This window comes from Rhodococcus sp. (in: high G+C Gram-positive bacteria), assembly GCF_049286785.1.
Lineage (GTDB): Bacteria > Actinomycetota > Actinomycetes > Mycobacteriales > Mycobacteriaceae > Rhodococcus_F.
In genome coordinates this window covers 1-2,695 of the sequence record NZ_JBAQEO010000147.1, presented here as the reverse complement: position 1 = coordinate 2,695, position 2,695 = coordinate 1, and the positions used below count along the sequence as shown (strand labels likewise).

3 protein-coding genes and 1 pseudogene are annotated in these 2,695 nt (G+C 67.2%); 2 read left to right on the top strand and 2 right to left on the bottom strand.

Annotated features, from left to right (window positions below; translation table 11 throughout):
* On the bottom strand, positions 1–500 hold a 500-nt coding region (locus tag WAW17_RS05960), incomplete at its 3' end, for an ABC transporter permease (RefSeq protein ID WP_422332085.1).
* A gap of 170 nt (positions 501–670) precedes the next feature.
* Here WAW17_RS05960 and WAW17_RS05955 point away from each other — a divergent pair.
* Entirely contained in the window at positions 671–1,855 is a 1,185-nt protein-coding gene (locus WAW17_RS05955) for a sensor histidine kinase (protein ID WP_422332084.1), read from the top strand.
* Positions 1,852–2,469: a response regulator gene (locus tag WAW17_RS05950; RefSeq protein WP_422332083.1), complete on the top strand. Its 618-nt coding sequence runs from the start codon at positions 1,852–1,854 to the stop codon at positions 2,467–2,469. The genes WAW17_RS05955 and WAW17_RS05950 overlap by 4 nt, the downstream gene beginning before the upstream one ends.
* Positions 2,470–2,487: 18 nt before the next feature.
* On the opposite strand, the pseudogene WAW17_RS05945 reads toward WAW17_RS05950, so the two are convergent.
* Positions 2,488–2,695: pseudogene (locus WAW17_RS05945) on the bottom strand (hypothetical protein); the annotation flags it as partial.

The following is a 2,695-nucleotide window of genomic DNA, read 5'->3' as shown; positions in this document are numbered from 1 at the left end:
ACCGGGGTGTGGCTGTACCAGTCGTCGCCGATAATCGACGCGACCGTGAACGGGCCGGCACCGACCGAGACGCTGTCCCCGACGGCGGCGTCCAGCGACCGCGCTGCTCCCTGACTCAGGACGATGGTGCCGGGTTCGCGGGGTGTGCGGTCGCCGAATCCGGAGTCGGCGCCGATCACGGCGACCGAGCTGTGCGCGCCGTCGCCTCGGCCGGCCGTGCCCCGGCCGAGGCCGATCGGGACGACCGACACGGCGTCGCGCCGCCAGAGCGCGACCTGTTCTTCGGTGAGCGCGGACTCGTCGAACGAGGCCTCCGAACCGGTCTCGGCGAACACGATGGCATCGGCGTCGATGCCCTCGACGGCCGACACATTCTGGTGGCGAAGGCCCGAGGTCAGTCCGCTGAGAAAAGTGACGAGCAGCGCCACCAGCAACACGACGACGGATATGAGCGCGAAGCGGCCGCGCGCGGCACGCAGGTCCCTTGATGCGACGAACACGATGAGCAGTCCTCTCACGAGGCCGCACTCGCGACCTCCGAATTCACTGTCTCTCACCCACCGCGGCATTCCATCGCACATCGGAAGGGCCTTCGGGCCATCGAAGGATGGGTGGCCGATTACGACTTTCGATGGATGGCGCGGCTGAACCGCTGGTTAAGCTGGACCAGATGCACGAATCGCCCCTCACCCCAGTGTTCGCCGCACTGCAACTGAGCATGCATGTCCTGATCGGGGCGTTGGCCGCTGTCGTGTTCCTTCGCGCCGTGCTGTTGGATGCCCCGCACATGTTCGCGATCGCGACCCTCGCGGTGGTCTTCGTGGTGGTCTATCTCCTCGGTGTCACGCGTGGCCTGCGGGGCGGCGTCATGTGGGCCTGGCTCGTAACCCTGACGGTGCTCTGGCTCGTTCTGGTTGCCCTGGCACCCGACGCCGCATACATCGTGTTCGGGTTGTTCTTCCTGTACCTGCGTCTGCTGCCACGACCGTGGAGTCTGGTAGCCGTCGCCGGCGCAACGGTGGTGGCGGTCACGGGCACGGCGGTGCATCGCGGGTGGTCGGTGGCCGGAGTGGTGGGTCCGGTGATCGGAGCGAGTGTCGCCGTCGTGATCGGACTCGGTTACCAGGCGCTCTACCGTGAGGCGGCCGAACGGCAGCGCCTCATCGACGAGTTGATCAGCACGCGTGAGGAACTCGCGGATCAGGAGCGCCACGCGGGCAAGCTCTTCGAACGGGAAAGACTTGCCCGGGAAATTCACGACACGGTGGCTCAGGGGCTCTCGAGCATCCACATGCTGTTACACGCTGTCGAGCGGTCGGCTCCCGATCACCCAGCGGTCGAACAGATCCGACTTGCCCGCGCCACCGCGTCGGACAGCCTCGCCGAGACGCGCCAACTGATCGCCGAGCTCACACCCGCCGCCCTCGACGGTCAATCGCTGACCGAGGCCCTCACCCGGATCTGCGCCCTCGCGAGCACGGATACCCTTCGCGGAGAGGCGGTCGTGGAGGGCGACGCGATCGGTCTTCCCATGCCACTCGAGGCGGCACTCGTCCGTATCGCGCAGGGCGCCGTGTCGAATGTCGTGCGCCACGCGCACGCGAGACGGATGGCGGTGACCCTCACGTACGCGGACGACCTGGTCAGCCTCGATGTGGTGGACGACGGCATCGGGTTCGACGTCACTGCGCTTGAAAGAGGTCCGGCCGAATCGTTCGGTCTGGGCGCCATCGGACGGCGGGTAGAGATGCAGGGCGGGTCGATGCAGGTGGAGTCGGAACCGGGCCACACCGCTGTGGCGGTGTCGTTTCCCCTCGACCCGCTCCCACCGGGTGAAGCCGGGACCAGCGCATGATCCGCCTTCTCCTCGCCGACGATCACGCCATCGTCCGCGCCGGTCTTCGCGCCCTGCTGGACGAGGAGGACGACATCACCGTGACGGGAGAGGTCTCCACAGCCGAGGAGTCGATAGCATTCTGCGCTACCACCGCAGTCGATCTGGTCCTGATGGACCTGCAGTTCGGTCCCGGTCGGTCCGGCGCTGACGCCACCCTCGCCCTGCGGTCACTGCCGTCACCTCCGCACGTGCTGGTGGTGACCAACTACGACACGGACGCCGACATTCTCAGCGCCATCGAAGCCGGGGCCAGCGGTTATCTCCTGAAGGACACCGAGCCCACCGAACTCCTCGCCGCGGTCCGGGCGGCGGCTGCGGGCGAGAGTGTGTTGTCGCCCGCCATCGCCTCGAAGCTGATGACGCGGGTCCGCAAACCCGAAACCAGCCTCAGCCCTAGGGAAATCGAGGTGCTGGTACTGGTCGCGGCAGGTCGTTCCAATCGGGAGATCGGTAGAGAACTCTTCCTGTCCGAGACCACCGTCAAATCCCACCTCGTTCACATCTTCGGCAAGCTCGGGGTGAAATCCCGGACCTCGGCCGTCGCCAGGGCGCGCGAACTCGGCTCCATCTGAGGTGGGATCGTCCCGGCGTCAGCGCCTGCCGCGCACCAGCCTGGCGAACGGTTGTACCGGCTCGTCCTGCTCGTCGACCGCGTGGAGCGGTTCCTCTCTGTTCGCGGGGCGAGGGGTCCACACGGGACGAGCGCACTCGGCGACCTGCGCCATCAGTTCGGCGACTCGATCGGCGATCCTGCCAGGCTCCGGCGTACGTCCCACACCCAGACCGTCGAGGATCACG

Excerpts from the sequence above, each read along its gene's own strand:
- WAW17_RS05950 (WP_422332083.1), top strand. The coding sequence starts at position 1,852 with ATGATCCGCCTTCTCCTCGCCGACGATCACGCCATCGTCCGCGCCGGT.
- WAW17_RS05955 (WP_422332084.1), top strand. The coding sequence starts at position 671 with ATGCACGAATCGCCCCTCACCCCAGTGTTCGCCGCACTGCAACTGAGC.